This window comes from Flavobacterium sp. NRK F7 (genome assembly GCF_024054195.1).
Classification (GTDB): Bacteria; Bacteroidota; Bacteroidia; order Flavobacteriales; family Flavobacteriaceae; genus Flavobacterium.
Genome location: NZ_JAMXLB010000001.1, coordinates 3,018,532 through 3,039,710 on the forward strand (window position 1 = coordinate 3,018,532; position 21,179 = coordinate 3,039,710).

At 31.7% G+C, this 21,179-nt stretch carries 21 protein-coding genes; 18 read left to right on the forward strand and 3 right to left on the reverse strand.

The features are described 5' to 3' along the window. Entirely contained in the window at positions 1 to 477 is a 477-nt protein-coding gene (locus NHF47_RS13600; RefSeq protein WP_308219275.1) for a TerB family tellurite resistance protein, read from the reverse strand. On the opposite strand from NHF47_RS13600, the gene NHF47_RS13605 reads away from it, so the two are divergent. The 12 genes from NHF47_RS13605 to NHF47_RS13660 all read left to right on the forward strand — a co-directional run bounded on the left by NHF47_RS13605 (position 449) and on the right by NHF47_RS13660 (position 12,908). Further along, a complete protein-coding gene (locus NHF47_RS13605) occupies positions 449 to 1,234 on the forward strand; it encodes an alpha/beta hydrolase (RefSeq protein ID WP_252765447.1) in 786 nt (261 codons plus the stop codon). The genes NHF47_RS13600 and NHF47_RS13605 overlap by 29 nt on opposite strands. A 185-nt stretch (positions 1,235 to 1,419) precedes the next feature. Next, the gene (locus tag NHF47_RS13610; RefSeq protein WP_252765448.1) at positions 1,420 to 1,851 is read left to right on the forward strand and encodes a DUF1456 family protein; all 432 of its coding nucleotides are present in this window, start codon (positions 1,420 to 1,422) and stop codon (positions 1,849 to 1,851) included. A gap of 587 nt (positions 1,852 to 2,438) precedes the next feature. Further along, positions 2,439 to 4,367: a VWA domain-containing protein gene (locus NHF47_RS13615; protein WP_252765449.1), complete on the forward strand. Its 1,929-nt coding sequence runs from the start codon at positions 2,439 to 2,441 to the stop codon at positions 4,365 to 4,367. After that, entirely contained in the window at positions 4,364 to 5,617 is a 1,254-nt protein-coding gene (locus NHF47_RS13620; RefSeq protein WP_252765450.1) for a dihydroorotase family protein, read from the forward strand. Before NHF47_RS13615 ends, NHF47_RS13620 begins: the two co-directional genes overlap by 4 nt. Positions 5,618 to 5,748: 131 nt before the next feature. Next, positions 5,749 to 6,075: a DUF4870 domain-containing protein gene (locus tag NHF47_RS13625; protein ID WP_252765451.1), complete on the forward strand. Its 327-nt coding sequence runs from the start codon at positions 5,749 to 5,751 to the stop codon at positions 6,073 to 6,075. A gap of 24 nt (positions 6,076 to 6,099) precedes the next feature. Then, positions 6,100 to 6,849 (forward strand): hypothetical protein, encoded by a 750-nt coding sequence (locus NHF47_RS13630; RefSeq protein WP_252765452.1) that lies wholly within the window; start codon positions 6,100 to 6,102, stop codon positions 6,847 to 6,849. Positions 6,850 to 6,860: 11 nt separating this feature from the next. Next, a complete protein-coding gene (locus tag NHF47_RS13635; protein WP_252765453.1) occupies positions 6,861 to 7,043 on the forward strand; it encodes a hypothetical protein in 183 nt (60 codons plus the stop codon). A 282-nt stretch (positions 7,044 to 7,325) separates the two neighbouring features. Continuing rightward, positions 7,326 to 9,617, forward strand: coding sequence for a T9SS type A sorting domain-containing protein (locus NHF47_RS13640; protein ID WP_252765454.1), 2,292 nt, complete (start codon positions 7,326 to 7,328; stop codon positions 9,615 to 9,617). A 223-nt stretch (positions 9,618 to 9,840) separates the two neighbouring features. Continuing rightward, a complete protein-coding gene (locus NHF47_RS13645; protein WP_252765455.1) occupies positions 9,841 to 10,401 on the forward strand; it encodes a ferritin-like domain-containing protein in 561 nt (186 codons plus the stop codon). Between the two features lie 167 nt (positions 10,402 to 10,568). Beyond that, complete coding sequence (locus NHF47_RS13650) at positions 10,569 to 11,387, forward strand: peptidoglycan-binding protein (RefSeq protein WP_252765456.1); 819 nt, start codon at positions 10,569 to 10,571, stop codon at positions 11,385 to 11,387. A gap of 261 nt (positions 11,388 to 11,648) precedes the next feature. Then, a complete protein-coding gene (locus tag NHF47_RS13655; RefSeq protein WP_252765457.1) occupies positions 11,649 to 12,293 on the forward strand; it encodes an alpha/beta hydrolase in 645 nt (214 codons plus the stop codon). A gap of 3 nt (positions 12,294 to 12,296) precedes the next feature. Next, positions 12,297 to 12,908 carry a hypothetical protein gene (locus tag NHF47_RS13660; protein WP_252765458.1) on the forward strand — a complete coding sequence of 204 codons (612 nt, stop codon included), beginning with the start codon at positions 12,297 to 12,299 and terminating at the stop codon, positions 12,906 to 12,908. 41 nt (positions 12,909 to 12,949) lie between these two features. Here the strand turns inward: NHF47_RS13660 and NHF47_RS13665 are convergent, their stop codons facing one another. Then, positions 12,950 to 13,516, reverse strand: coding sequence for a fasciclin domain-containing protein (locus NHF47_RS13665; protein WP_252765459.1), 567 nt, complete (start codon positions 13,514 to 13,516; stop codon positions 12,950 to 12,952). Between the two features lie 143 nt (positions 13,517 to 13,659). Between NHF47_RS13665 and tpx the strand changes: the two genes are divergently transcribed. The 6 genes from tpx to ribB are packed head-to-tail and all read left to right on the forward strand — an operon-like array spanning position 13,660 to position 20,284. Continuing rightward, entirely contained in the window at positions 13,660 to 14,157 is a 498-nt protein-coding gene (tpx, locus tag NHF47_RS13670) for a thiol peroxidase (protein WP_252765460.1), read from the forward strand. A gap of 1 nt (position 14,158) precedes the next feature. Next, on the forward strand, positions 14,159 to 14,533 hold the full coding sequence (locus tag NHF47_RS13675) for a diacylglycerol kinase (protein ID WP_252765461.1): 375 nt from the start codon (positions 14,159 to 14,161) through the stop codon (positions 14,531 to 14,533). Positions 14,534 to 14,565: 32 nt separating this feature from the next. Next, positions 14,566 to 17,049 carry a DNA translocase FtsK gene (locus tag NHF47_RS13680; RefSeq protein WP_252765462.1) on the forward strand — a complete coding sequence of 828 codons (2,484 nt, stop codon included), beginning with the start codon at positions 14,566 to 14,568 and terminating at the stop codon, positions 17,047 to 17,049. 10 nt (positions 17,050 to 17,059) lie between these two features. After that, the gene (locus tag NHF47_RS13685; protein WP_232338097.1) at positions 17,060 to 17,704 is read left to right on the forward strand and encodes an outer membrane lipoprotein carrier protein LolA; all 645 of its coding nucleotides are present in this window, start codon (positions 17,060 to 17,062) and stop codon (positions 17,702 to 17,704) included. 3 nt (positions 17,705 to 17,707) lie between these two features. Next, positions 17,708 to 19,141, forward strand: a complete 1,434-nt coding sequence (locus NHF47_RS13690; protein ID WP_252765463.1) for an LptF/LptG family permease — start codon at positions 17,708 to 17,710, stop codon at positions 19,139 to 19,141. Positions 19,142 to 19,150: 9 nt separating this feature from the next. Further along, positions 19,151 to 20,284 (forward strand): 3,4-dihydroxy-2-butanone-4-phosphate synthase, encoded by a 1,134-nt coding sequence (ribB, locus tag NHF47_RS13695; RefSeq protein WP_252765464.1) that lies wholly within the window; start codon positions 19,151 to 19,153, stop codon positions 20,282 to 20,284. A 2-nt stretch (positions 20,285 to 20,286) separates the two neighbouring features. On the opposite strand, the gene NHF47_RS13700 is transcribed toward ribB, so the two are convergent. Further along, positions 20,287 to 21,039, reverse strand: a complete 753-nt coding sequence (locus NHF47_RS13700) for a sulfite exporter TauE/SafE family protein (protein ID WP_252765465.1) — start codon at positions 21,037 to 21,039, stop codon at positions 20,287 to 20,289. Positions 21,040 to 21,179 lie beyond the last annotated feature (140 nt).

Consider the following 21,179-nt stretch of genomic DNA (forward strand, 5'->3'; position numbering starts at 1 on the left):
TTAGTTATGTTGCTCTGCAAAAACAGATAATAAGGTTTGACCATCAATCATTCTATTGGGTGACTTTTTCATCATATGCAATACCCTTTTCATGGCATAGGGATTCAAGCCCATATTAATACCTATTTCATTAATTTTTATTTGCTCTCTTTCGTGCAAAACACCATCAGCATGCATCAATAAAGCCAAACGATAAAACTGACAAATACGATTGAATTCATCTTTTATAACCTTAACTTCCGATCTATTTTCAAATAATTTATGAAACGTTTCTTTGTCAATTTCTAATTCAAGAGAAATCATCTCTATAAAATCATACTCTCTATCATGCAATTCACCATCGACTAAGGCAAAGGCTATCATTTCTTGCAACAAACTTATTTTTTCTTGGTAGGTTTCCATCAAAGCAGTACTTTTATTAAGTTTTATAATCCAAATATAACTAAAAATGAAAAAACTTGGCTTTCTTTTCAGTATCTTTTTTTTAACATCCGTATCACTTTGGGCTCAAAAAAGATATACGCAATTTGAAATTAAAGCACCTCAACTCGATACCATTAAACGTATTTGGGTCTATTTGCCCTTAGATTACAATCAATCTGAAAAGAAATATCCTGTCTTATACATGCACGATGCGCAAAACCTTTTTGATGAAAAAAAAGCATTTTCAGGAGAATGGAAAGTCGATGAAACCTTAGATAGTTTACAAGCTAAAATTATTGTCATAGGAATTGAACACGGTAATGAAAAAAGAATAGACGAACTCACCCCTTATAAAAATGAAAAATATGGTGGTGGCAACGCTAATAACTACTTAGATTTTATCGTTACCACTTTAAAACCACATATCGATTCGGTATATCGCACCAAAACAAATTCAAGAAATACAGGAATAATGGGAAGTTCACTTGGCGGATTGGTTTCCTTTTATGCGAGTTTAAAATATCCTGATGTTTTTGGGAAAGTGGGTGTTTTTTCGCCTTCTTTTTGGTTTACCAATGACATATACACCCTTACCGAACAAACTAAAAAAATTGACACCAAATATTATTTTATGTGTGGTGACAGTGAAAGTGAAACTATGGTCGACGATATGAATCAAATGATTCACCTTATCCGACAAAAAAGATGCGATTGTTTGCACCTACATAAAACTAAAATTGTCGCAAACGGGAAACACAATGAAAAACTTTGGTCAAAAGAATTTGCAAAAGCGTATCTTTGGCTTTTCTAAATAAAAAAATATAATTTAATTAGTTTAAGTGGGATATTCATTCGTCAGTTCGAGTGTTTTTTATAATAAATAGAAGAGAAAATACTATATTCATAACAACATGCGTCAGTTCGAGTGTTTTTTATGGAATGAAATGGAATAAAAAATGTATCGAGAACTTAAATTAAACAATAAAAATAATTAAAATGACAAATAACGATATCTTCAAAAAACTACGCGTAGCCCTACAATTAAGAGACGACCAAATTGTAGAAATATTACAATTGGTAGACTTTAGAGTGTCTAAAGGAGAGCTGGGTAACATTTTCAGAAATGAAGATCACCCTAACTATGTAGAATGTGGTGACCAATTATTACGTAACTTCCTAAACGGTTTAGTCATTCATTTAAGAGGCACAAAAGAAAACCCAAAAAACCCTATGGAGGTCATCAAAAGCCACAAAAATACGCCTCCTAAAGAAGGCTCCATAAAAACTGAAGAACAACCCAAAAAAACAAATTTTAAGAAATCAGAAACGGGTTTTAAACCCAAACCAAAGAAAAAACCGTTTCCTAAAAAAGAACCTATAGTTGAAAAAGTACGCTTTAAAAACGGAAAAAATAAGTCGAAAGAGTAATGATTATTACAGTTTTTATTTTATTTTTCTCTATATTTCTAATCGTTAATCTAGGCATAAATAATTTGTTTAAAAAGAATAGAAAAGATTTTTTTTATGCTTTACCTATCAAAAATTATATAGAAATAAAAAAAATTAAGACGGAAACATTTTCCAAACATCTTTTAACTGTAAATTGGGGAACTTATTGTTCCGAAATTATTTTATTTGAAGACAGCATATTTATTTTATTAAAAATATCTTATCTAGGAGGCTTAATAAATTTATACCGACCCATTATACAAATATCAATTAATGAAAATTAAAAGAAGTATAATGGTGTCTTAAGAAATCATCAACTTGTAAGAGTAGTATATTGCAATTACAAAATAAAGCTTCATACCATAATAGAAAAACCAATTAAATTTACAACAGAAATAGAATTGAACTTCAAAAATAAAAATCAAGAACTAAATACTGTTAAAGAATTTATTAAAGAAAAAGTATCATAAAAATTAAACATCAATAAACTCTTTTCATTAAAAACCATTTCATTTTTGTATTTTTGAACACCGTAAATTGATGGTCCTGAAATAAACCTAACATACATGCAGTTTAAACATCCTGAGATTTTATACTTTTTGTTCCTATTGGTGATACCAATTTTAGTCCATTTATTTCAATTACGTCGCTTTAAAAAAGAATATTTTACCAATGTAAAACTGCTGCGACAACTCCAACAACAAACTCGAAAAAGCAGTACAATAAAAAAATGGCTGCTGCTAGCAACGCGTTTACTGCTTTTAGCATTTTTAATTTTGGCTTTTGCCCAACCTTTTTTTACCGCTAAAGAAAGTAAAAGTAAAGATAACGAACTCATTATTTTACTAGATAATTCCTTTTCCATGCAAGCCAAAGGAAGTCGCGGTGAATTGTTGAAAAGAAGCATTCAAGATATTTTAGAAGCTTTTCCTGAAAATCAAACCTTTTCAATTCTTACTACAAATACTGCTTTTTGGGACGTAGATCGGAAAACTATCCAAACGGAACTTCAAAAAATAGACTATTCGGCTTTACCTTTTGAATTGGATTATTTACTCACACAAGTGGCTACTAAAAAACCCAATACTAAAAAAGATTTTATCATTATTACAGATGCTGTAGGGGTTGGATCTAAAAAAATGGAACGTGTGCTTGCTGAAAACGAAGTGTATTTTATGCATCCGAAAGCGGAAAATAAAAACAATATTAGTATCGAAAAAGTAACATTATCACAAGTTTTAGAAACTTTTTATGAAATTACAATTGCGCTGAAATCCTACGGTGAAAACACAGAACCTATTTCTGTAGCCGTATATAATCAAGAAAATGTAATAGCAAAATCACAAGTGACTTTTGAGACATCTGAAAAAGAAATAAAAATAAATATTCCTAAAGCGGCTTTTCACGGCAAAGTAATCCTAGAAGATAACAGCCTAGCGTATGACAATGCTTATTATTTTAGTATTTCCCAACCCAAAAAACAAAATGTAATTTGCATTGGTACTCCCGAAAAAAATAAATTCTTAAATAAAATACTAACGGATAAAGAATTTATAGTAAACAATACCGAATTAACACAACTGAATTACAATGCCATTGAAAACCAACAAACCATCATTCTTAACGAAATCAAAGAAATTCCGCAAGCTCTAGCAACTACTTTAGCTTCTTTTTATTCCAAAGGTGGTGCTATCATTTTCATTCCTTCTGAAGAAACCAATGTTCAAAACAGCAATAATTTTTTGAAAAATTTTGGTTCGTTACAGTTGGCTCCAATCAACAAAACTGAAAAAAAAATTACCAAAATCAGTTTCAATCATCCGTTATATAAGAATGTTTTTGAAAAGAAAATCACTAATTTTCAATATCCAAAAGTAAACCAATACTTTCCTTCTTCTGGGAAAGGATTGCCTATTTTACAATTGGAAGATCAAGCTAATTTTGCCTTTTCGGTTACCAATACTTTAGGAAACTTATATGTTTTTACAGCACCTTTAAACAAGCAAAATTCTAATTTTCAGAATTCTCCTTTAATTGTACCTACTATTTATAACATGGCACAAGCCAAGAATAATTCGAAAACAAATACCTTTACTATTGGCGAAAATGAAACTTTAGTAATTGAGGCTGCTTTATCCAAAGATGAAGTAGTGAGCGTAACCAATGCTACGTATAGTTTTATTCCGCGACAGCAAATCATAAGCGCAAAAGTGAAACTTTCTTTTGGAGATTATCCTGAAAAAGGAGGAAATTACTCGGTAAAGCAAGCCGAAAACGATATTCAAGAAATTAGCTTTAATTACGCACGTACAGAAAGCGATTTAAACAACGAAAACAACACACTATTTGATAAAGCCACCAGCGTAAATGATGTAACCACAGTTCTTAACGATTTAGAATCAAAACGAACTGATACCGCATTATGGAAATGGTTTATTCTAGGAACTCTCCTATTTTTATTGATTGAACTACTAATACAAAAATTTGTAAAATGACAACCGTTTTAATTAAACAAGCAACTATACAAGATCAAAACAGTTCGTTCCACAACCAAACCGTAGATATTAAAATTGAAAACGGAACCATTACAGAAATGGCAAAAAACATAGCCATTCCTGAAGGTGCAACAGTAGTAGAAAAAGAAAACCTACATGTATCTCCAGGTTGGTTCGACACTTCTGTATCCTTGGGTGAACCAGGTTATGAAGATCGCGAAACTATTGCTCACGGTTTACAAGTAGCCGCTAAAAGTGGTTTTACCGCTATTGCATTACAACCAAACACAACTCCGGTTATCGATAATCAAGCGCAAGTAAAATTTGTTTTGGAAAGAGCCAAAGAGCAAGCAACTTCCTTGTTTCCTATTGGCGCACTAACCAAAAATAGCGAAGGACAGGATTTAGCAGAACTGTTCGATATGAAAAATGCAGGTGCCATCGCTTTTGGAGATTACAACAAAGCCATTCAAGATGCCAATATTCAAAAAATTGCACTACAATATGTTCAAGATTTTGACGGATTGGTTATTAGTTATTGCCAAGACAACTCCTTAAAAGGAAAAGGAATTGTAAATGAAGGCATCACTTCTACCCGATTAGGTTTGAAAGGAATACCCACCTTAGCGGAAGAATTACATATCGCTCGCAACTTATTTTTATTAGAATATACTGGTGGTAAACTACACATCCCTACCATCTCCACTCAAAAATCAATTGCTTTGATTAAAGAAGCCAAAGCCAAAGGTTTGCAGGTTACCTGTAGTGTTACGGTACATCATTTAGTATTAAACGAAGAGGTGTTAACGGGCTTCGATTCTCGCTACAAAGTCGCACCACCTTTACGCGATGAAGCTACTCGAAAAGCTTTGATAGCAGCGGTCTTAGACAATACGATAGATTGCATCACTTCCGACCATAATCCATTGGATATTGAACATAAAAAATTGGAATTTGATATGGCAAAAGACGGAACCATTGGTTTAGAAAGTGCTTTTGGAACCTTACTTACGGTTTTACCTTTAGAAGTGGTTCTCGAAAAATTAACCGCAGGAAAAAAAATCTTTGGTTTACCAAAACAGGCTATTGAAATAAACACAACAGCCGAATTAACTTTCTTTACACCAACAGGCGAAAGTACGTTTACTAAAGAAAACATCGTATCCAAATCCAAAAATTCAGCGTTCTTAGGACAAAAAGTAAAAGGAAAAGCCTACGGAATTTACAACAACGGGAAATTGGCAATCTAGAAATTAAGAAGAAAGAAGGAAAAAGTAAAAAAAGACCTTCAACAAATAACAAATAGCAGTTAACAGTCAACAACTTTAAACTTTTAAACCATTAAACTTTTAAACCATAAACTTTAAACTTTTAAACAAAAATGAATACCGATATCGAAAAAGGAAAAAACACAGCTATCGTAAGTTACATCACCATTATTGGTAGTGTAATTGCTATTTTTATGAATCAAGACGAAAACAAAAGTGAATTTGCTAGCTTTCATATTCGCCAAGGTTTAGGCATATTTTTAACCTTCTTTTTACTAGGTTATCCAATTGGTTATTTCAATAGTTGGATGGTCACTTCAGCCTTTTGGTTATTTATTTTTATCTTATGGATATATGGTTTTTTAGGAGCTTTAAATGGCGAAAAGAAATTGGTTCCTTTAGTGGGTGAATTCTATCAGAATTTGTTTAAGAGTTTGTAAAACAAACAACAAAAATTTCATTGTATGAGCTTACAAAAAATTTTATTAAAATTCCTACTTATTTTTATAAGCTTTGAACTTTTATTGGATATACTAAAACTAATAATTCCTGCAACAATTCTAGAATTAGAATTTTCATATATACTGCTTTTAGTTCGGTTAATACTATTTATTTTCCTTTTAAAAGAGTTATACCTAACTAAAGTAAAATATAGTTTTGTTCTTCTTGTCGTTTTAATGTATCCTATTTTAATTCAATTTATTCAATTCGGTTTAGGTTCAATTTTTATTCATTTTTGCTCACAAGAAACAAATAATGCAAACGAAAATGGCTTGATAAATTTAGTCAACCAAATGACTAATTGTCCCTTTCCAACCACTTTGAATTTTTATTACTTATTCGAAGCTCCAATTTATTGTATTAAAGATTTTTTTGAGAATTATACGTTTTCGTCTCTTTCAGGATTTATCTTTTCTCCATACATTATAAGCTTTATTGTATTTTTTAAATTTTCGCTTTTTATGATTTTTAAAGAAAATCATAAAAATCCTTATTTAAGTTTACTACCTGTAATCGACTTCATAATCATTCTAAGAATTTGTAAATTACCCATTTATTGGATTTTTATTTTAATGATACCCATTTTACGACTCTTTTGGTTCTATCAAATCAATAAAGAACTGTGTCAAATACAAAAAGTAAATGCATCCAATTCGATTTGGATGACCTTACTACCCACCGTATTTTATGGAAAATTAGTTTATAAACATTAAATTCTTACCCAATGAAATACCTTAAAATTACATTCACAAGAATCCTATTAGGCTTTTTTGCCGCAAATATGGTAATCTCTCTACTTGTAAAAGATAACGACACTACACAATCGTATCTTATTTTGAAAATCATACTTACTACTGTTTTTTATTTTGGATTAACCCTCTACGTAAATAACGTTAAAAACAACTAAAAGGAATTCTAAAACCTTTGAAATAACCTACCGCAATTCTTCAAAAACCAATGGGAAGAATTCAAAAACCTATCGTACAAATGCAAAAAAGCATCGGTAACTTTTGAAAAAATAACAACAGTTTTCAAATATAGAGCTACCTATTAAAAAAAACATTCACACACTTATAATCAACTGATTTACAACAAATAATTCAAATTAAAAACAAAAAAACTAATTTTTACAAGTATGTAATTTCAAGTTAAATTTTATTTAACTTTGAGTTATATAACCGTATAAATTATGACAAAAAAATTACTTACGCTATTAACTCTTATTCTAGGGTTAATCATGGGTTATTCTCAAGCAGAATTAACCACAACGGCTCCATCTGCAAATTCCACAACTGGGCTTCGTGCTCCAAATGGAACAACGGCTCATACAACCGTACGTGGTGTTATCATTGTAACCGCAGCCGAACTAGCTGAAATTCCTAATGGAACAACAATTTCAAAATTAGGCTTTATTTTATCTGCTGCTGCAACACCAGGCCCATCTGGAGGAAACATACAAATGTATCTTCAAAACACAACCGATGTGACCAATCTAAAATCAACAACATGGGCAACCGCTATTTCTACAATGACTAGTGTGTACAATGGCACCTATACTATCCCTTCTGTAGCAGGCTCGGTTGATGTTACCTTAACCACCCCTTTTGTATATACTGGAGGATCTATTTATGTAGCCTATGATTACTTAGGAGCTACTTTTACAACAACAGGAGGTATATACAGTGCAAACAATTCTCTTTCTGGTGGATGGAAAGGTGATGTAAGTGCTACAACAACACCCCCAGCAACATTAACGCAATCTTCTTCGTTTAGACCTTCAATTCGTTTTTCATACGATAACCCTTTTACAAATGAATTAGCTGTTACTGGTATTGCAGGAGAAAAAGGTGTTTTCAACAATACAATAAGTCAAAATCAAACCGTAACATCTCTTATTAAAAATACTTCATCTGTAACATTAACAAATATTCCAGTAACGTTAACAATTACAGGTGCAAATCCGTATACCACAAGTCAAAGTATTCCAACTATTAATGCTGGTGAAACGATTACATTGTTATTTACTAATGTACCTACAATAAATCTTGGTACACAAACCATTACAGTTTCTATTCCTTCTGATGAAAATCCAGCCAATAACAGTCAGACATTCAATCAAAATGTGCTATGCGATAAAATTGGATATACACAAGGTACCACACAAACAGGTGCCGTTGGATTCAATACAGGTGCAGGAGTGATTGCCGTAAAACACGAAATTCCTAATACAATTGAAACCTATGTAAAAACGGTTTCAAATTATTTTCCGGTAACAGCAAATAACTCTGGTAATACAATAAAAGGACTATTATTTGACACAAATGGTGTTAAAATAGATTCTACTGCAGTAATTACAATAACTCCAGCAATGTTAGGTACAAAACAAGATTTTGACTTTATTAATGGTAATATAAATGTTGCTGGACAAACCATCTATGTTGGTTTTAGACAAGTTGCAAATACAACCTCAGGATATTTTCCTTTTGCAAACCAAAATAATTCGTATGTAGACCCTAACGCTGCTGCTACATTCGGATTAAATGGTGGAGTTCCAAATCCTGTAGGTTCTGGACTTGGTTATTTAATGATTGAAGCTACATTTACTTTCGGAGGCTTTGATGTGGCAAACTCATCCATTAATGGTACGGTATGTTCAAATTCAACACTAAACATTACTCCTATTTCAGGATATTCAAATTACGAGTTTTTCGTTAATGGAAGTAGTGTCCAAAATGGGACGTCAACCACATATACAACAGGTCTAATAACCGCAACAACAACATTCAACGTTACCATTACTAATGGTTCTTGTGTAATAAGTAGTAATATAACTACAATAAATCCAGTAACTGCAGAAGCAGGGACGCTACAAATTACTGGGACAACCGAGACTGCAACAACTATTTGCGTAGGCGAAGGTGTGGATGATTTAATTGATGTTGAATTCGTAGATACTGGCCTATTGAATGGAGAGTATTATACTTTTGTTATAACAGATCAAGCTACAGGTAATATTCTGGCAACACCTGCTTCAGGACCTTTTAATTTAGAAACTGCTCCTCCAGGAAACTGTGATATATGGTATTTAAGCTATTATGGTGATATTGGCTTAGGAACTGCTACAAACGTTAGTCAATTAAATGGTTGTTTTGATTTATCTAATCCAATATCAGTAACTAGGCTTTCTGGATCAGACTGTGACGCTTTAAACGCTAACAATTTTAGCAATAATCAAATCTTTAATGTTTACCCAAATCCTACAACAAGTATCTTAAATATAAATTACCTTGGAGTAAAAACTTTAGATTTAAATATTAGTATTAATACTGTTTTAGGCAAGGAAGTCTTTTCTAAAAAATATGAAAAAGTTCAAAATCATATCAGTTTAAATTTAAATTCTTATCCCAATGGGATTTATTTTGTAAACATCATAGATAATGAATCTGGAAGTGTTTTGGTTAAAAGAATAGTTAAAAACTAATCTTTAACTTATAACAAACATAAAAAGTATAACCAGAGAAAAAGAATCTCTGGTTTCTTTTTTATATAACAATACGCTACAAATTAGTAATTCATATTCCCTTTTCAAAACCTTTAATTTTCAAAACCCAATAATTATATAACATCTTCTCCAAATCCTATAACTCCTTCGTTATAAACTGCAACTACCTTTATCCTACTAATAATTACTAAAAATAAACAGTATGGAAACCAAAGAAAAAAAACAAACAACAACCAAAGCAACTCCTAAAAAAAATGCAGCGGAAGGATTAAGAGACTTATTTATCGATTCTCTAAAAGACATTTATTGGGCGGAGAAAGCGCTTTCTAAAGCACTTCCTAAAATGTCTAAAAATGCAACAAGCAAAACATTAATTAAAACCATAGATAGTCATCTAGAAGAAACCCATCATCAAATAGAAAGACTAGAAAAAGTCTTTGAAAGTATTGGCGAAAAAGCAAGTGCTAAGAAATGTGAAGCAATGGATGGTTTAATCAAAGAAGGAGAAGAAATTGTAAAGGAAACGGAAATTGGAGCTGTTAGAGATGCGGGAATAATTGCAGCTTCACAAAAGATTGAACATTATGAAATAGCAACTTATGGTACACTTGCTTCTTTTGCCAAAACTCTAAAAGAAGAAAAAGCATTAAAACTATTATTAGAAACGCTTAAAGAAGAGAAAGACGCAGATTATGCCTTAACAGATGCCGCGTACAATTCTATCAATTTTGATGCAAAAGAAGAAGAAGAAGAAGAAGAATAAAAACCCCTCGTGAGTTATTTTTTTTTGATGCCTGCTTTATATTGATTTATAAAGCAGGTTTTTTATTTAAACCAAAAAAACAGGAAATTTATCCCAAAGAAAACAGGCTTTTTCCCCGAAATCACCTCTTTAAGTATGATTATTTTTAGTATCTAAAAAATCGAATCATGCAAAAAAAATCATACCTTAAAGAAATCAGCATTAGTAGTACCCAACAACGATTTGGAACTACTAAGATTAAAAAAGATGTTGAAAAAATTCAATCGTGGCTCACCCTCTTTGCCATGCAAAATCCAAACGCTGGAACAGCTACTGGTATCGATGGCGATTTTGGTCCCGCTACTGAAAAAGCCGTCATGAACTTCCAAACGGCAATTGGGGAAAGACCCACAGGAATTGTAGATACCCACTTGTTTGCGCAACTAACAGCGCCTCTTAAAAATGCATTTGAAGCTCCTATTACGGGTAACAACTTAAGAGAATTAGTAATCAACACGGCAAAAAATCACGCCAAATACAACCCATTCGAATTAATCATTCGAAATCAGAGCAACTCAGGTCCTTGGGTACGTGCTTATATGGATGGCAACGAAGGCACGTATTGGTATTGGTGCATGGGGTTTGCACAAACCATAATTGATCAAGCCGCTTCTATAGTAGGAAAAAATTTCAAAACCCTCATGCCGTTATCCTACAGTTGCGACACCATTGGTACAACCGGATTGCAAAAGAAAATCTTGACACGCTATCAAACTGCCAGAACCAACCCTAGTCTAATTCAACCTGGTGACCTGTTTCTTTTGCAAAAATCTACTTACGATTGGTTTCACACGGGTATCGTAATTAGCGTGCAAGGTGATACTATCGAAACCATTGAAGGCAATACCAATGCAGATGGCTCTAGCAACGGTAATGCCGTACTCAATAGAATCCGAAATTTCAAACAATCCAAAATCGATTTCTTCTCCATCGAATCTTTGGTATAATTAAAAATCAAATCCTCACTTCGAGTGTCTCAATTTCAATTGTGGTGTATCGAGAACTCTTAGGAGCACCTAAATCGAATTCGCAGCAAAATCCTCCCGCTATTCGTTCTATCTTTTTATTTTCTTTCACCTAAAAGAGGAAAAAAAGAAAATAAAAAGGATGCCACTATTATCGGGGCTAACCTACAACTTTTTCAATTTAAGACCAGAAAAATAAATATTAGTGCTATTTTTGACATCCAATAATCAGAATACACAACCATGAATTTACATTATCTCGTTAGAGAACCAAAAAACATACAAGCACAAAATCCTCTTTTACTATTATTACACGGTTACGGCAGTAATGAAGAAGACTTGTTCTCATTTGCCAGTGAACTACCTGAGGAATACTATGTCATTTCGGTACGCGCACCTTATAATTTACAGCCATATGGTCATGCTTGGTATGCCATCCATTTTGATGCGGATGAAAATAAATTCTCAGATGATGTTCAAGCACAACAATCCAGAGATTTAATTGCTTCCTTTATTGATGAAGTACTGGAAAAATATCCTATAGCAAAAGAACAAGTAACGTTAATTGGTTTTAGTCAAGGGAGTATTCTAAGTTATGCAACCGCATTGAGTTACCCAGAAAAAATTAGTCGTGTTGTTGCATTAAGCGGTTATTTAAACGAAAACATATTGGTTACTGAGTATCAAAAGAAAGCAAACCAACATTTACAATTCTATATTTCACATGGTACGGTTGACCAAGTGATTCCTGTAGATTGGGCACGAAAAGCAAAACCTTTTTTAGAAAATCTTGGTTTTTCAGTAACTTACAAAGAATATCCTATTGGCCATGGCGTTTCTCCTCAAAACTTTTACGACTTTAAAAATTGGTTGGAAAGTACGAAGTAATTAATGGAACAACCAATTGAATATAGTATCAAATCTAGTTTTTATGACCGTAAAAGAAAACTAATTCTATCACCAAATTATATTGAATTTGAAGATAATGATTTAGCTAATGGATCAAATACAAAATTTGAAACAAAAGATATTGATTCATTTAGATATGGAGTTAAATGGATTAAGGGTTATGCCTTTACATTTGGGAGAATATATTTAATTGAAATTAGAAATAAAGAAGGTAAAATATTACGACTCAAATTAAAATCAATTTATGGAATAAGAAAAAAAGAATTATTTCAAAAATATGCATCTATAATTAATTCTTTACAAGATTTATATTTTATTCCTACAGCTGAAAAGTTTATCAAATTATATCAAAATAAAGAAGAATTTAATTTTGGACCAATTAAAATCAAACCTGAAGGAGTTGAATTAAAAAACAAAAAAACAATTCTTTGGAAAGATTTATATACTAAAAATTATTTTACCAAGTACAGTATCGCATCAAAATCCAATAAGAATGATTATTGCCTTTTTGAATATAACGAAGATTGGAATACTGCAGTTTTATTTTCAGTTATTGAAAAAATACTTTTAAATAAAAAAGAAGGCGCTACTTAACAGTAGCGCCTTCCCCAAAAAAACAAACTAAAACTAAACAACTATGTACGAGGTAGTAAAACCGTATCTACCACGTGTATAACGCCATTCTTTTGATTCACATCAGCAATTGTAACTCTCGAGCTATTTCCATTTTCATCTGTAATATAGACATCTTTCCCTTTCATCCAAGCGGTTAAAGTACCACCGCTAACCGTTTGAAAACTATATTTTCCATTTCCTTTTTTTATAGCTGCGACAATAGCTGCAGCACTCCATTTTCCAGCAGCTACATGATATTTCAAAATGGTTTGCAATTGGGCTTTATTTTCTGGTTGTAATAAAGTTTCTACAGTCCCTTTAGGTAGTTTTTCAAATGCTGCATTCGTTGGTGCAAAAACAGTAAAAGGTCCATCAGAAGCTAAAACGTCTACTAAATCAGCTGCTTTTACGGCTGCCACTAAAGTTGTATGATCTTTAGAGTTTACTGCGTTTTCAACTATGTTTTTACTTGGATACATAGGAGCACCACCTACTTCGACTGTTTTTTCTTTTTGGGCATTCATTTCAATTCCTGATAAAAAAGTAATAAGAACAAATGCAAAAGCTAATTTTTTTCTGGTTTTCATGTTTTATATTTTATGTTATAATGTCATTTACGAGAAAAATGTTTTTTTGGTTTTAAAAAACATAAAAAAATGCAAAAGAAAAATTATATAAATAGCATTTCAATATAATTTATTACTTTTGAACTTCATTAAAAAAACAAATTATGGCTACAGTAACCTTAGGCGGAAACGCAATACATACTTCAGGAGAATTACCAAAAGTGGGATCAAAATCACCTGATTTCAAATTAGTAAAAACAGATTTAAGCACGATTAATTTAGCTGATTTTGCTGGAAGTAAATTAGTATTAAATATATTTCCTAGTGTAGATACAGGAACTTGTGCAGCATCTGTTAGGGCTTTTAACCAAAAAGCAAGCCAATTAGAAAACACCAAAGTGTTATGCATTTCACGTGATTTACCATTTGCTCAAAAACGTTTTTGTGGTGCAGAAGGTTTAGAAAATGTAATTAATTTATCTGATTTTAGTACAGGAAGTTTTGGAAAAGACTATGGTTTAGAAATCGTAGACGGTCCTTTAGCTGGGTTACATTCTAGAGTGGTTATCGTTTTAGATGAAAACGGAACGGTAAAATACACAGAACAAGTTGCTGAAATTGCAGACGAACCTAATTATGAATCTGCGTTAGCGTCATTATAAAATGAGTTTTGAAAAAGATAATACTTTCGTAAAAGGAAGATTAAAAAGTATTGTATTTGCTGTAAAAGGAGCCTTTAAATTAGCCACTACAGAACATAGCGTAATGGTCCAGTTAAGTATTGGATTGTTATTAATTGTAGCAGGTTTTTATTTTAAAATTACCAAAGAAGAATGGTTAATTCAAACACTTGCAACAGGATTGGTTTTAGGGATTGAAGGCTTGAATACAGCGGTAGAAAAAATTGCAGATTTTATTCATCCTGACTATCATAAAAAAATTGGTTTTATTAAAGATATTGCTGCTGGTGCCGTATTTTTTGCTGCGTTAACCGCAATCGTTATTGGAAGTATAATATATATACCATATTTATTTTAAATTCTCTATTTTTGTAAAATAGTGTTTGCTACATGGCTAAAAAAGACAAAAAAGAATCACAAAATAAGACAACTACAAAAGAAAAGAAATCGTGGCGACTGTCAAGGCAGCAAAAATTCACCATTGGTGTCTTGTTTGTTTTGCTTGCTGTAGCTTTGTTACTATCATTTATTTCTTATTTCTTAACGGGAAATTATGATCAAAGTCAAGTGAACGATGTCTTAGACCGAAGTATCCAAACCAAAAACTGGTTGGGTAAATTTGGTGCTTATTTAGCCCATTTCTTTCTTTATGAAGGATTTGGAGTAGCCTCTTTTGTTTTTGTACGTATTTTATTCTTAGCCGGTGCTTATCTTATTTTAGATTTGAGTTTAGGAAAACTTAAAAAGACCCTTTTTTGGGATTTATATCTCATTATAGTTCTTTCTGTACTATTTGGATTTTTTTGGGACTATTTACCCGAATTAGCGGGAACTATTGGCTTTGAAATTAACACGTATGTACAAGATTATATTGGTCAAATCGGAACAGGTTTAACGTTATTCTTTGGCATCGTTATTTATCTTATTTTTAAAATAAAAGTTTCTCCAGATCGAGTAAAACAAGCTTTCGAAAAATCCAATACTTCTTTCCATGAGGACTTACAAAAAGAAAAAGCAGTTGATAAAGAACCTACTATAACCCCTGTAAATACTTTAGAGGAGATTACAGTTGCCGATGATGACGATTTTATCATTAGAGAAGATGAAGAAGCTATCTCTAAAATTGAATTAAAAACATCTCCTTTTGAAATCAACAAAGAAGCTTTAAAACCCACAATTTCAAATCCTTCCGAACTCAATTTAGATCCTAAACCTAAAAAAGAAGATTTTAGCATTACTGAAAAAATAAGTCAGCCTGAAACTACCATTATTTCAGACGATAATGATTTCGTCATTGAAACAGCAGCAGAAGAAGAAATTATTGACAGTAATTTGGCTGCTAAATTAGTTCAAGATTTTGGAGAATTTGATCCTACATTAGAATTATCCAATTATCAATTCCCTCCTATAGATCTTTTAAAAGAATATTCAACAGGTGGAATAACTATTAATCAAGCTGAATTAGAAGAAAATAAAAACCGTATTGTAGAAACACTTAAAAACTACAGTATCGGTATTTCTCAAATAAAAGCAACCGTTGGACCTACTGTTACGCTTTATGAAATTGTTCCTGATGCTGGAATTCGTATTTCTAAAATTAAAAATCTTGAAGATGATATTGCCTTATCTTTAGCTGCTTTAGGGATCCGAATTATTGCTCCCATTCCTGGAAAAGGTACTATTGGTATTGAAGTACCAAATAACAATCCAACTTTAGTACCCATGAAGAGTGTGATTAGTTCTCCTAAATTTCAACAAGCAGAAATGGAATTGCCTGTGGCTTTAGGAAAAACAATCTCCAATGAAACCTTTGTAGTTGACTTAGCAAAAATGCCTCACTTATTGATGGCTGGAGCAACAGGACAAGGAAAATCCGTTGGTTTAAATGCCATTTTAGCATCCTTACTTTATAAAAAGCATCCAGCTGAAGTAAAATTTGTATTGGTCGATCCTAAAAAAGTGGAACTAACGTTATTTAATAAAATTGAAAGACATTATTTAGCCAAACTACCCGATACAGAAGATGCTATTATTACTGATAATACCAAAGTAATTAATACCCTAAACTCGTTATGTATTGAAATGGACAACCGTTATTCTTTATTAAAAGATGCAATGGTGCGTAATATTAAAGAATACAATGAGAAATTCAAACTACGCAAACTAAACCCCGAAAACGGTCATCGTTTTCTTCCCTATATTGTACTAGTAGTTGATGAATTTGCGGATTTAATTATGACAGCTGGTAAAGAAGTAGAAACTCCTATTGCCCGTTTAGCACAATTAGCACGTGCAATTGGTATTCACCTCATCATTGCCACACAAAGACCTTCTGTAAATGTCATTACGGGTATGATTAAAGCCAATTTCCCTGCCAGAATTGCATTTAGGGTAATGTCTAAAATCGATTCAAGAACTATTTTAGATGCTGGTGGTGCAGATCAACTTATTGGAAGAGGAGATTTGTTATACACTAATGGCAACGATATGGTTCGTGTTCAGTGTGCTTTTATCGACACTCCTGAAGTAGATAAAGTATGTGACTTTATTGGTAGTCAAAAAGCCTATCCTGAAGCGTATCAATTACCAGAGTATGTAGGTGAAGAAAGTGGCACGACTCTTGATATTAATATTTCGGATCGAGATACGTTATTTAGAGAAGCAGCCGAGGTAATTGTGACTGCACAACAAGGTAGTGCCTCATTAATTCAAAGAAAATTAAAATTAGGTTATAATAGAGCGGGTCGTATCATTGATCAATTAGAAGCCGCTGGTATTGTTGGACCCTTTGAAGGTAGTAAAGCCCGATCGGTTTTAATTGCTGATTTAGTAGCTCTCGAACATTTTTTAAACAATGAACAAAACAATAATTAAGTTAAATAAGATGAGTAAAATTTTAAAATTAGTATGTTTTCTTTTAGTAAGTGTTTCAATTCAAGCGCAGGATGCAGCAAAAGCTAAAAGTCTTTTAGATGAAGTTTCGGCTAAAGTTAAAACTTATGAAAATATAGTTATTGATTTTAAGTATGCTTTAAACAACCCTAGTGAAAACATTAATCAAGAAAGTAAAGGAAACGTAACTTTGAAAGGAAATTTATACAATTTAAATTTTATGGGAGTTACTAAAATATTTGATGGTAAGAAAGTATATACTATTGTTCCAGAAGATGAAGAAATATCAATTTCTAAATTTGATGACAAAGATGAAAATGCAGTAACACCATCAAAAATGCTTACTTTTTTTAATACGGGATACAAATATTCTTGGGATATTTTACAAGATATAAAAGGAAGAAAAATTCAATATATAAAATTGATTCCTATCAGTTCAAAAGACCAAAGAAAAGAAATCCTTTTAGGTATAGATGTTCAAACCAAAAATATATATAACCTTATCGAAGTTGGAAAAAATGGAACAAGAACTACATTAACTGTTAATTCTTTTAAAACAAACCAACCTTTATCAGATAATCATTTTACCTTTACCGAGTCAAAATATCCAAATTATTATATCAATAGACTAGACTAAAAGGTGAAAATCTTAGATAAATACATTATTAAATCTTTTACGATTACATTTACTTCGGTATTTGTAATCCTTTTTTTTATATTCGTTTTACAAGGAATATGGCTTTTTATTTCTGAATTAGCAGGTAAAGACTTAGATTTTTTTACGATAATTAAATTTTTATCTTTTTATGCACCTACCATAGTTCCACTTGTGCTGCCTCTATCAGTTGTATTAGCCTCGATAATGACCTTTGGGAGTTTTGCTGAAAATTATGAGTTCGCTGCTATGAAATCATCTGGTATTTCTTTGCAACGCGCCATGAGAATGCTTACCCTATTTATTTTTGGATTAAGCATTATCTCTTTTATTTTTGCTAATAATGTGATTCCAAAAGCACAATATAAATTTTTAAATCTACGAAAAACTATTATTCAGCAACGACCTGCTATGGCTATTGCAGAAGGACAATTTAATCCAATTGGCCCAGCCATAAATATAAAAGTAGAGAAAAAAACAGGTGCCAATGGTCAATTTTTAGAAGATGTAACCATGCACATTAAAAATACTAGTGCAGGATTAGGTGCCAATACAGTAATCAAGGCTAAAAATGGCGTTTTAAGAAGTGATGAAAATTCGAACTATTTGCAATTAGAATTACTTGATGGGAATTATTATGAAAATGTAATACCCAAAAAATATGAAGAAAGAAACAAACAACCTTTTGCAAAAAGTAGTTTTAAAAAGTATATCTTAAATATTGATTTAACCAAATTAAATGAAAATACGGGAGATAATGCAGACATCACTTCTGAGAAAATGTTGACATTAAACGAATTAAATTATACTATTGATTCCCTTCAAAATAACTACAATAAAGATATTGTTTCTTTTGCTGAAAATACAGTTCAAAGAAACGATTATGTATTTCAGTTAAATCGCGTTCAAAATATTGATCAAGAAAAAAAAGTCGACAATATATTGACCGTTTTCTCAAATACTGAAAAACAAAAAATTTTAGAAATGGCAATTAGTAATACTTCGAGTACAGAATTCAGTATTCAAAATAGCCAAAATGACTTGGAATACAAAAAGAAAAATATCAATTCACATTGGGTAGTTGTACATGAAAAGTTTATTATTGCCTTCTCTTGCCTTTTAATGTTTTTTATTGGGGCACCTTTAGGAGCCATTATTAGAAAAGGAGGAATTGGTTTACCTATTGTTTTTGCTATTGTCATTTTTATTGCCTTTCATTTCATGAATACATTTGGTAAAAAAATTGCAGAAGAAGACACAATTCCTGTTGCTTTAGGAATGTGGATGTCTTCCATTATTTTAACCCCTTTAGCTTTATTTTTAACATATAGAGCCACAAACGACATAGGAATTATGATTAATTTTGATTGGTTAATTGATCCTATAAAAAAACTTTTTTCAAGATTCTCAAAAAACTAAAAAACTACCATGTCTAACAACATACAACTCAACACTATTGAAGAAGCTATAGAAGATATCCGTCAAGGAAAAGTAATTATAGTCGTAGATGATGAAGATAGAGAAAACGAAGGTGATTTTCTCGCAGCAGCTGAAAAATGTACTCCAGAAATGATCAATTTCATGGCTACTCATGGAAGAGGTCTAATTTGTACACCTCTTACAGAAAGTAGATGTAAAGAGCTTGATTTACATGCAATGGTACGAAACAATACTGATCATATGGAAACAGCCTTTACCGTTTCCGTTGATCTTAAAGGTAATGGAGTAACTACTGGTATCTCTGCAGCAGATAGAGCTAAAACTGTACTTTCTTTACTAGATCCAAATACAAAACCGTTTGATTTAGCAAGACCTGGACATATTTTCCCTTTAATTGCGAAACAAGGAGGTGTACTAAGAAGAACAGGACATACAGAAGCTGCTATAGATTTTGCACGATTAGCTGGATTTAAACCTGCTGGAGTAATTGTGGAAATCATGAATGAAGATGGTACCATGGCACGATTACCACAACTGGTAGAAGTGGCTAAAAAATTTGATTTAAAATTAGTTTCTATTGAAGATTTAGTTGCGTATCGTATGCAACATGATAGCTTGATTCAAAAGAAAGAAGATTTTGAAATTGAAACTCGTTTTGGAACCTACCGATTGAGAGCGTATTTACAAACCACTAATAAACAAGTTCATATTGCTTTAACCAAAGGTACATGGAGTAATGGAGAAGCGATTCTAACGCGTATTAATTCAACTCAAGTTAATAATGATATCTTAGGAACCTTAACGAATGATGCTGATAAAAAATTAGATGTTATGTTCAAAAAGATAGACGAAGTTGGGAAAGGAGCTATTATTTTTATCAATCAAGAAGTAAAATCTTTGGAACTTTTATCTCGTTTAACCGAATTAAAAAATTTACAGGAAGAAGGTATTATTAAAGCTCCTCAAGTAAAAATGGATGCCAAAGATTTTGGTATAGGAGCTCAAATTTTACATGATATTGATATTTCACGTATAAAATTATTATCAAACAATTCTGAGCCAACAAAGCGTGTAGGTATGATTGGTTATGGCTTAGAAATTACAGAATATGTAACTTACTAAAATTAGAAAAACCACAATTTAATAGCTAAAGAGGACACTGTAATTATCAAAAACAAACGAATTACTTTGTCCTCTTTTTTTACAGACCAACGACTTCCAAACCAAGCTCCAGAAGCATTACCAATAGTTAATATAAAAGCTAACATATAATTAATTTGTTTCTCTAAGGCAAATACCAATACGGCTCCTAGAGTATAAACGCAAACAACAAAAACTTTAGTAGCATTTGATTTTAATAAGGATAACCCATTGACATAGGGAAGAATTAATAACATTAAAAAACCAATTCCTGCATTAATAAACCCACCATAAATACCTAAAAAAAAGAAAATAATTAACGATATGTATAAGGTCTTACCTGTTGTTTTTTCTATTACTTCGGTATAATTTTTTTTGGGATTAAAAATGATAGTCAATAACACCATTATCATGATAACTGCCAAAATTTTATTAAATAAATCCCCTTCAATTCCTATTGCTAGTTTAGCTCCAATAAAAGATCCTAGTAAAGCAGATAATCCCAAATACAAACTAAAAGGATAAGTACTAATACCTTTACTTTTAAAACCTCTCACAGCGGTGAAGGTTTGAATTAAAATTGCTATTCTATTCGTTCCATTGGCTAAAGGAGCTGGCAATCCCATAAAAATTAAGGTTGGTAATGTTAATAAAGTACCTCCACCTGCAATTGTATTTAAAAAACCAGCTATGAAACCTACAGGAATTAACAAAAGGTATTCGTATTCAAAATCCATAAGCTATAAATTGGATGCAAAGGTATCGAAATAAAAACGCTAGTCCTTATAATAGAAAACACATAATTATAAAAAAATGTTAATTGCCTTTACAAATTTCTTATAAAAAGGCTATTTTTACTTACTTATTTAAAACCCAA

Bases quoted from the DNA above. Each gene is read 5' to 3' on its own strand.
- NHF47_RS13605 (WP_252765447.1), top strand. From the start codon at position 449: ATGAAAAAACTTGGCTTTCTTTTCAGTATCTTTTTTTTAACATCCGTA.
- NHF47_RS13610 (WP_252765448.1), top strand. From the start codon at position 1,420: ATGACAAATAACGATATCTTCAAAAAACTACGCGTAGCCCTACAATTA.
- NHF47_RS13615 (WP_252765449.1), top strand. From the start codon at position 2,439: ATGCAGTTTAAACATCCTGAGATTTTATACTTTTTGTTCCTATTGGTG.
- NHF47_RS13620 (WP_252765450.1), top strand. From the start codon at position 4,364: ATGACAACCGTTTTAATTAAACAAGCAACTATACAAGATCAAAACAGT.
- NHF47_RS13625 (WP_252765451.1), top strand. From the start codon at position 5,749: ATGAATACCGATATCGAAAAAGGAAAAAACACAGCTATCGTAAGTTAC.
- NHF47_RS13630 (WP_252765452.1), top strand. From the start codon at position 6,100: ATGAGCTTACAAAAAATTTTATTAAAATTCCTACTTATTTTTATAAGC.
- NHF47_RS13635 (WP_252765453.1), top strand. From the start codon at position 6,861: ATGAAATACCTTAAAATTACATTCACAAGAATCCTATTAGGCTTTTTT.
- NHF47_RS13640 (WP_252765454.1), top strand. From the start codon at position 7,326: ATGACAAAAAAATTACTTACGCTATTAACTCTTATTCTAGGGTTAATC.
- NHF47_RS13645 (WP_252765455.1), top strand. From the start codon at position 9,841: ATGGAAACCAAAGAAAAAAAACAAACAACAACCAAAGCAACTCCTAAA.
- NHF47_RS13650 (WP_252765456.1), top strand. From the start codon at position 10,569: ATGCAAAAAAAATCATACCTTAAAGAAATCAGCATTAGTAGTACCCAA.
- NHF47_RS13655 (WP_252765457.1), top strand. From the start codon at position 11,649: ATGAATTTACATTATCTCGTTAGAGAACCAAAAAACATACAAGCACAA.
- NHF47_RS13660 (WP_252765458.1), top strand. From the start codon at position 12,297: ATGGAACAACCAATTGAATATAGTATCAAATCTAGTTTTTATGACCGT.
- NHF47_RS13665 (WP_252765459.1), bottom strand. From the start codon at position 13,516: ATGAAAACCAGAAAAAAATTAGCTTTTGCATTTGTTCTTATTACTTTT.
- tpx (WP_252765460.1), top strand. From the start codon at position 13,660: ATGGCTACAGTAACCTTAGGCGGAAACGCAATACATACTTCAGGAGAA.
- NHF47_RS13675 (WP_252765461.1), top strand. From the start codon at position 14,159: ATGAGTTTTGAAAAAGATAATACTTTCGTAAAAGGAAGATTAAAAAGT.
- NHF47_RS13680 (WP_252765462.1), top strand. From the start codon at position 14,566: ATGGCTAAAAAAGACAAAAAAGAATCACAAAATAAGACAACTACAAAA.
- NHF47_RS13685 (WP_232338097.1), top strand. From the start codon at position 17,060: ATGAGTAAAATTTTAAAATTAGTATGTTTTCTTTTAGTAAGTGTTTCA.
- ribB (WP_252765464.1), top strand. From the start codon at position 19,151: ATGTCTAACAACATACAACTCAACACTATTGAAGAAGCTATAGAAGAT.
- NHF47_RS13700 (WP_252765465.1), bottom strand. From the start codon at position 21,039: ATGGATTTTGAATACGAATACCTTTTGTTAATTCCTGTAGGTTTCATA.